This is a genomic window from Aeromicrobium sp. 50.2.37 (genome assembly GCF_024655735.1).
In the GTDB taxonomy this organism is placed as follows: Bacteria; Actinomycetota; Actinomycetes; order Propionibacteriales; family Nocardioidaceae; genus Aeromicrobium.
Window position 1 is genome coordinate 1 of sequence record NZ_JANLGG010000051.1, and the last position, 6,468, is coordinate 6,468.

Annotated in this window: 8 protein-coding genes; 4 read left to right on the forward strand and 4 right to left on the reverse strand. The window is 72.5% G+C overall.

Annotated features, from left to right (window positions below; all coding sequences use genetic code 11):
• Positions 1–118: 118 nt before the first annotated feature.
• On the reverse strand, positions 119–424 hold the full coding sequence (locus NUV38_RS16915) for a rhodanese-like domain-containing protein (RefSeq protein ID WP_235493094.1): 306 nt from the start codon (positions 422–424) through the stop codon (positions 119–121).
• Positions 425–542: 118 nt separating this feature from the next.
• On the opposite strand from NUV38_RS16915, the gene NUV38_RS16920 reads away from it, so the two are divergent.
• Both NUV38_RS16920 and NUV38_RS16925 read left to right on the forward strand, forming a co-directional pair.
• The gene (locus NUV38_RS16920; protein ID WP_257730230.1) at positions 543–986 is read left to right on the forward strand and encodes an ATP-binding protein; all 444 of its coding nucleotides are present in this window, start codon (positions 543–545) and stop codon (positions 984–986) included.
• A gap of 47 nt (positions 987–1,033) precedes the next feature.
• Positions 1,034–1,879, forward strand: a complete 846-nt coding sequence (locus tag NUV38_RS16925; RefSeq protein WP_257730231.1) for a DUF5926 family protein — start codon at positions 1,034–1,036, stop codon at positions 1,877–1,879.
• Positions 1,880–1,888: 9 nt separating this feature from the next.
• Here the strand turns inward: NUV38_RS16925 and NUV38_RS16930 are convergent, their stop codons facing one another.
• Both NUV38_RS16930 and NUV38_RS16935 read right to left on the reverse strand, forming a co-directional pair.
• A complete protein-coding gene (locus NUV38_RS16930; protein WP_257730232.1) occupies positions 1,889–2,356 on the reverse strand; it encodes a hypothetical protein in 468 nt (155 codons plus the stop codon).
• A gap of 27 nt (positions 2,357–2,383) precedes the next feature.
• A complete protein-coding gene (locus tag NUV38_RS16935; protein ID WP_257730233.1) occupies positions 2,384–2,839 on the reverse strand; it encodes a hypothetical protein in 456 nt (151 codons plus the stop codon).
• 134 nt (positions 2,840–2,973) lie between these two features.
• Here NUV38_RS16935 and NUV38_RS16940 point away from each other — a divergent pair, with 134 nt between their 5' ends.
• Both NUV38_RS16940 and NUV38_RS16945 read left to right on the forward strand, forming a co-directional pair.
• Complete coding sequence (locus tag NUV38_RS16940) at positions 2,974–4,476, forward strand: cytosine permease (RefSeq protein ID WP_257730234.1); 1,503 nt, start codon at positions 2,974–2,976, stop codon at positions 4,474–4,476.
• Entirely contained in the window at positions 4,473–4,994 is a 522-nt protein-coding gene (locus NUV38_RS16945; RefSeq protein WP_257730235.1) for a cysteine hydrolase family protein, read from the forward strand. Before NUV38_RS16940 ends, NUV38_RS16945 begins: the two co-directional genes overlap by 4 nt.
• 115 nt (positions 4,995–5,109) lie before the next feature.
• Here the strand turns inward: NUV38_RS16945 and NUV38_RS16950 are convergent, their stop codons facing one another.
• Positions 5,110–6,300, reverse strand: coding sequence for an arginine deiminase (locus NUV38_RS16950; RefSeq protein WP_257730236.1), 1,191 nt, complete (start codon positions 6,298–6,300; stop codon positions 5,110–5,112).
• Positions 6,301–6,468: the final 168 nt, after the last annotated feature.

Consider the following 6,468-nt stretch of genomic DNA (forward strand, 5'->3'; position numbering starts at 1 on the left):
CCCCCCCCCCCCCCCCCCCCCCCCCCCCCCCCCCCCCCCCCCCCCCCCCCCCGCGTCCTGCCCCGCTCACCGAGCGGTGTGGTCGCCGAGCTCGTCGAGGTGCCCGGCACGGGACCTGTCAGGTGGTGGGCCGCCCGGCGGCCTCCCAGGCGTCCATGCCGCCGGCGAGGTTGACCACGTCGTGGCCCTGCTGCGACAGCCAGGCCGTCGCGCGGGCCGAGCGTCCACCCAGGTGGCAGACCACCAGCGTGCGGGCCTGTGGGTCCAGCTCGCCGACGCGCGTCGGGAGGTCGCCGAGCGGCACGTGCGTCGCGCCGTCGACGTGCCCGGCGTCCCACTCGTGCTGCTCGCGCACGTCGAGCACCACGAGGTCGTCGGGCAGGGGGTCGGGCAGGTCCTCGACGGTCGTCGTGGGGACGTCCACAGGGCTCACTCCTCGTCTGGTTCGGCGTCCCCGCCCGCCCCACCGGCACCGTCCGTCGCGGGAGGCGAGTGGGGCCAGGGGGTGGAAAACCAGGGGGGACATGGTTACTTTGGACTATATGCGCGCAGAGGAAGAGAGCGGAGCCGGTGCCACACCGGCGTCGTCACGCCCCTCCGCGACCGTGCGCCTGCCGTTCGAGCCGTCCACGCCGAGCATGGCGCGCACCAAGCTCGCGGGCTTCCTGACGGTCAACCGCGCCAGTCCCAGCACCATCGACGACGCCCTCATCGTGTTGAGCGAGATGGTCGCCAACGCCGTGGCCCACGGCCAGCCGGCCGCCGACGGGACGATGGAGATCGCCTGGACGATCGACGTCGACCGTCAGCTGCTGGAGCTCAGCGTGCACGACGGCGGCGAGGGTGCCTCGCTGGAGCCGATCGACTTCGACGAGGACTCCCTCAGCGGTCGTGGCCTGTCGATCATCAACCGGGTGGCCGACCGGTGGTGGGTCGACATGTCGGCCGGCACGCGCGTGGGCGCCGAGCTCGCCCTCGACCACTGACGACCCTCTCGTCCGCGGGGTTCGACCGGGCTCGTTAGGGTGCGGCCATGGGAAAGAAGTCGCGCCGCACCAAGGCCCCGAAGCCTGCCCGCATGCCGTTCGTGGCCCGGACGTTCGAGGGACTGCCCGGAGAGGGTGACTGGATCGCGCTGCGCGAGTTCGTGCCCGCAGCCACGGCCACGGTCACGCTCAACGACGGCGAGCAGGTGCGCGTGTGCTCCCTGCTCCCCGGGAGCGGCGCCGGCATCCGCCGTCCCGACGGCGAGATCTGGCTCGGTCTGCAGGTGCTGCACAACCACGGCGACGTGAGCCGCGACCTCGCCGGCACCATCGAGACCGCCCGCGAGACCGAGCCCGGCAACCCCGTCCCCGTGCGCGACCCGGGTGTGGGCGACCGGCTGCAGCAGGTCGTGGACCCGGCGTCGTCGTTCGACGTCGAGGTGCACAGCGGCTTCGACTTCTGGGTGGAGGGCACGGACGCCGAGGGCTCCGACGCGCTCGCCCAGGCCAACGAGTCAGTCTCGCCCACCGAGCGCCTGACCTCGGTCGAGGCGGCCTACTGGGTGCGCATGGGCGACAAGCGCTACCTGCGGTGGGTGGTCACCAAGAACGAGGACACGGTGCTCGACGGCTTCGCCCGGCTGGCTGCCGCCGGCGAGGAGACCTTGGGTGAGGGCACCAAGCTCATCGGCATGTTCCGCGCGCACGGCCTGCTCGTGCCGGTGTGGGAGATGGACCCGACTGTGGTCGACGACGGCGCTGCGGCGCTCGACGGCCCCCTCGCGGAGCTGTCCACACGCCTCGACGCCGCCATCGCCGACGACGCCCCGCTCACGTCGGAGCAGCGCAACGCCCGCTCCAACCTGACGAGTCGCCAGCTCACCATCCGCTGAGCCGGACGGTCAGCAGCCGTCGACGACGCCGGTCTTCAGTCGCTTGGCCACGATCGTGCCGTTGACGCGCGTGGAGAACTTGCCCGACGCGTACCACTGGACGCGTCCGCTGCCCTGGGCTGCGGACGTCTGAGCGACGTCGCGCTGCTGGCCGAACCAGCCGTCGGCGTCGGGCGCGTAGGCCACGCGCGTCCAGCTGCCGCCGCAGGGGCGACGGAACAGCGCCAGCTGGGTGACGGCGCCCTGGCCGGGCTTGGGGCGGGAGTAGCTCTTGGCCGTGCCTCGCTTGGCCGTGCGGTCGAACTCGACGAAGACGCACGGCTTCGACGCGACCATGGCGACGTACTGGGTGGCGGTGAGCCCGCTGCCGTCGCTGCCGTCGCAGTTGACCTTGCTGACGGTGTCGGCCTGTGCGGGCGTGGCGGCGAGGACGGTGGAGGCGACGGCGAGGGCGGTCGCGGTGATGAGGCGCTTCATGAGGGTTCCTCTCGTGGTGGGGCCGGCTCAGCAGGAGCCGAGGACGGGAGTCGTGCGGACGGTGCTCCTGCGGGTGCTCGGGTAGCCGGCGACCTTCCACGAGATCACGGCCTTCGCCCGCCACTGACGACCGGTGATCCCGGTCGAGTACGACGGTGAGCCGACGGTGTCGAGCACCGCGTACCCGTCGGGATCGGCGTCGTAGGAGACGGTGTTCCACGCCCCGCCGCACGTGCGGCGCTGCAGGGTGAGCTCGGTGACGGCGCCGACCTTGGGGTCGCCCTTGGACCAGGCGAGGCCGATCGCGCGGACGTCGCGGTCACTCGCGTCCCACCTCACGCTGACGCAGCCGGCTCGGAGCGTCTGGTTGGACAGGCAGGACTCCTTGGTGACGTCGACGGGGTTCGACGCCGCCGCCGGACCGGCCGTGGTCGCGAGCACGGTGGCGGCCGACGCGGCCAGGGCGAGGAGGGTGCGCTTCATGGGAGTCTCCGAGGGCGATGGGCTCCGGGGGCCGGTGCCGGTGAGCGAGGCTAGGCCGCCCGGACGGCCGGGCACCCGGGTCCGTGGGCCCGTTGGTGGGCCCACGTCGGGCCCGATCGTGGGACGCTGGGTGCATGAACGAGCAGCCCACCACCGGCACGTCCGGTCTCGAGGCCGTGCGGCGTGCGGGCATCGAGGTCACGGGCATCGAGGTGATCGACGAGTCCGACCGCACCGCCAAGCCGTCCGACCTGTTCTGGCCGTGGTTCGCGGCCAACGTGTCGGTGTTCGGCATCTCCTACGGCAGCTACGTGCTGGGCTTCGGCCTCTCGCTGGTGCAGGCCGTGCTCGTGACCGTGCTCGGTGTGGTGGTCTCCTTCGCCGCGTGCGGGCTCGTGGCCATCGCGGGCAAGCGAGGGTCGGCGCCCACCATGGTCCTGAGCCGCGCGCCCTTCGGTGTCGTCGGCCAGAAGGTGCCCGGCGTGTTCAGCTGGCTGATCTCCATCGGGTGGGAGACCTTCCTCGCGATCATGGCGACGCTCGCGACGGCGACCATCTTCCGGGAGCTCGGCTGGGGTGGCGGCATCGGCACCAAGGTCGTGGCGTGCGTCGTGATCGCGGCGCTGATCGTCGCCGCGTCGGTGGCCGGCTACCACCTGATCATGCGGATGCAGTCGGTCCTCACGTGGCTGACCGGGGCCGTGACCATCGGCTACATCCTGCTGACGTTCGACCAGATCGACCTGGACCGGGTCACGGCCCTGCCCGGCGGATCGGGCCAGGCCGTCGTCGGCGCCTTCGTCATGGTGATGACGGGCTTCGGGTTCGGCTGGATCAACATCGCCGCGGACTGGTCGCGCTACCAGCGGCGTGACACCCCCGGCTCGCAGATCGTGCTGTGGAACACGATCGCCGGCGCGCTCGCCCCGGTGGTCCTCGTGGTCTACGGCGTGCTGCTGGCCGGATCCTCGGACACGCTCAGCGCGGGCATCGTGGACGACCCCATCGGGACGCTCGCGTCCGCCCTGCCCACCTGGTTCCTCGTGCCGTTCCTGGTCGCGTCGGTGCTGGCCCTCGTCTCGGGTGCGGTGCTCGGCATCTACTCCTCGGGCCTCACCCTGCTCAGCCTGGGCGTGCGGATCCCTCGCCCCGCCGCGGCCGGCGTCGACGGTGTGATCCTGACGCTCGGCACGGTCTACGTCGTGTTCGTGGCGCAGACGTTCCTCGGCCCGTTCACGAGCTTCCTCATCACGCTCGGCGTCCCGATCGCTGCCTGGGCCGGCATCATGATCGGCGACATCGCGCTGCGTCGGCGCGACTACGACGACGCCGCCCTGTTCGACGCCTCCGGACGGTACGGCGCCGTGGACTGGACGTCGGTCGGCACGATGCTCGTGGCCTCGGTCATCGGCTGGGGCCTGGTCGTCAACCAGGTCTCGGGCACCGCGTGGAACGACTGGCAGGGCTACCTCATCCAGCCGTTCGGCCTGGGCACCCGGCTGCCCGACGGTGCCGGCTGGGACGGCGCGTGGCCCTACGCCAACCTCGGCGTCCTCGTGGCCTTCGCGCTCGGTCTCGTGGTCACCCTCGTCGCCCGGCGCTCCGTGGTGCGCCGCCAGGAGGCGCTGGTCCCGTGACGGGCCGTTGGCTGGTCGTCGTGGACCCGCAGCGGGTGTTCGCCGACCCGGACTCCCCCTGGGGGTCACCGATGTTCGCAGGGACGGTAGAGCCGATCCGGGCGCTGGCCGCCGACCTGCCGACGATCGTCACGCGGTGGGTCCCGGCCCCGGGCGCCGAGCGCGTCGGGTCCTGGCGCACGTACTTCGACGCGTGGCCCTTCGCCGACCGGCCCGCCGACGACCCGATGTTCGACGTCGTGCCCGACCTGGCGGACCTCGCGGCCGACGCCACGGTCGTGTCCGCCCCGACCTTCGGCAAGTGGGACGCGGTCCGGTCCGTCACCGGGCCTGCCCCGACGCTCGTGGTCGCCGGGGTGTCCACCGACTGCTGCGTGCTCTCGACGGTGCTGGCTGCCGCCGACGCGGGCGCGACCCTCGAGGTCGTGTCCGACGCCTGTGCCGGCTCCTCGCCGGAGGACCACCGACGCGCCCTCGACGCGATGGCGCTCTACGCGCCGCAGGTCACGATCGTCTGACGGTGCCGGGTGGTCTCGATACGCGGATCCGAGCTCCTTCGTCGCCGGAACCGCTACTCGACCAGCGGTGGGGTCGGCCTATCGAGACCGTGCGGCGACGGGTCTGGTCTGCGGGTCAGTCGCGCAGGATCGGGCAGCTCATGCAGCGCGGGCCGCCGCGGCCGGAGCCGAGCTCGGAGCCGCTGATCGCGACGACCTCGATGCCGTGCTCCTCGAGCCGGGCGTTGGTCTGCTCGTTGCGCTCGTACGCCACGGCCAGCCGAGCGTCGATCGCGAGGGTGTTGTTCCCGTCGTCCCACTGCTCGCGCTCGGCCGTGACCGGGTCGAGGCCGGTGTCGATGCGGTGCAGCGCGTCGATGCCCATCGCCTCGGCCGCGGCCTCGAAGAACGACCGCTCCGCACCCACCACCAGCGCGCCGTCCTCGCCGTCGCCCGCCGTGACGGCGATGGCGCGCAGCTCGTCGGCCATGTTGGGGTAGATGACCACGCTGTCGACGTCGACCATCGTCACGATGGTGTCGAGGTGCATGGTGGCGCGCTCCTGCGCGATCGGCACCGCGAGCACCGTCTGCGCGAGCCCGGTGGAGAGCACGGTCGAGGCGAACCGCTCGAAGCCGGCCGGGGTGGTGCGCTCGCCGACGCCGACGGCGATCACGCCGGGGGCGAGCAGCAGCACGTCGCCGCCCTCGAGGTGCTCCAGGTGCGGGCCGTGGACACGCTCGGCGCCGGCGAACCGCGGGTGGTGCGTGTAGATCAGGCCGGTCAGCTGCGTCTCGCGCACGCGGGCCGGCATGGCCAGGCTGGTCACGGCCACCCGGTCGGGCAGCCACACCGAGGAGTCGCGCGTGAACAGCAGGTTGGGCAGCGGGTCGACGAGGAAGTCGTCGGGGCGCAGCAGGCTCGTGACGATGCTGCGGTGGGCGATCTCGTCGTTGCGCAGGCCGGCGGTGACGACCGCGGCCAGCTCCTCGGCGGGCAGGTCGGCCAGCGCCGACGCGAGGTAGCGGCGCAGGCTGTCGCCGAGGTGCAGCGTGGCCGTCGTGCTGGCGATGATCTCGGCCCGCGCCTCGGGCTGCTCGAGCGTCTCGACGAGCAGCTCCACGAGGTACAGCACCTCGACGTCGTGGTCGCGCAGCGCCTGCGCGAACGCGTCGTGCTCGTCCTGCGCGCGCCCCAGCCACGGGATGCCGTCGAACAGCAGCGAGTCGTTGTTGCGTGGCGTCAGCCGCGCCAGCTCCTGGCCCGGCCGGTGCAGCATGACCGTCCGCAGACGTCCGACCTCGCTCGATGCACCCCACGTCGTCATGGTCGTCAGCCTAGGTGCAGCCGACCGGGTGGTCGCGGCACACTGCCGCGGCGCCGATCCCGCCCCCGGTGATCGAGCGCCGCGAGGGAGAGGCGAATCGAGATCGTCGGTGTGTGGTCTCGATACGGACGGGCCTCGCAAGCTCGCCCGCCCTACTCGACCAGCGGT

What these genes read in the sequence shown, in the direction of transcription:
- NUV38_RS16920 (WP_257730230.1), top strand. Translation starts at nt 543, where the DNA reads ATGCGCGCAGAGGAAGAGAGCGGAGCCGGTGCCACACCGGCGTCGTCA.
- NUV38_RS16935 (WP_257730233.1), bottom strand. Translation starts at nt 2,839, where the DNA reads ATGAAGCGCACCCTCCTCGCCCTGGCCGCGTCGGCCGCCACCGTGCTC.
- NUV38_RS16950 (WP_257730236.1), bottom strand. Translation starts at nt 6,300, where the DNA reads ATGACGACGTGGGGTGCATCGAGCGAGGTCGGACGTCTGCGGACGGTC.
- NUV38_RS16925 (WP_257730231.1), top strand. Translation starts at nt 1,034, where the DNA reads ATGGGAAAGAAGTCGCGCCGCACCAAGGCCCCGAAGCCTGCCCGCATG.
- NUV38_RS16930 (WP_257730232.1), bottom strand. Translation starts at nt 2,356, where the DNA reads ATGAAGCGCCTCATCACCGCGACCGCCCTCGCCGTCGCCTCCACCGTC.
- NUV38_RS16940 (WP_257730234.1), top strand. Translation starts at nt 2,974, where the DNA reads ATGAACGAGCAGCCCACCACCGGCACGTCCGGTCTCGAGGCCGTGCGG.